At 40.8% G+C, this 441-nt stretch carries 2 tRNA genes; both read right to left on the minus strand.

From position 1 onward, the window contains the following. Positions 1-146 precede the first annotated feature (146 nt). Positions 147-222, minus strand: a tRNA-Ala gene (locus CD111_RS12265). Positions 223-249: 27 nt separating this feature from the next. After that, positions 250-326 (minus strand) — tRNA-Ile (locus tag CD111_RS12270). Positions 327-441 lie beyond the last annotated feature (115 nt).

Raw genomic sequence — 441 nt, forward strand, 5'->3', positions numbered from 1 at the left:
AAATAAATGTTATTAATCTGTGATGTCGTCTAAAAAGACGACGCGCGATTATTAAGCTTGTTGAATTTCGTTAAAAATTCACTCGGTTTTTTGCTTAGTAAAATCTATTTGCTTACTTATCTAGTTTTCAATGTGCAATTAAATAATGGTGGAGACTAGCGGGATCGAACCGCTGACCTCCTGCGTGCAAAGCAGGCGCTCTCCCATCTGAGCTAAGCCCCCGAACGTAATAAATGGGTATTAAATTAATGGTGGGCCTAAATGGACTCGAACCATCGACCTCACGCTTATCAGGCGTGCGCTCTAACCAGCTGAGCTATAGGCCCATTCTTAAATTGAATGTTGAATAAACATTCAAAACTGAATACAATATGTCTACGCTATTCCATGACCTAATGGTCATTCCGTAATATCCTTAGAAAGGAGGTGATCCAGCCGCAC

It is taken from the genome of Mammaliicoccus stepanovicii (assembly GCF_002902525.1).
GTDB lineage: Bacteria > Bacillota > Bacilli > Staphylococcales > Staphylococcaceae > Mammaliicoccus > Mammaliicoccus stepanovicii.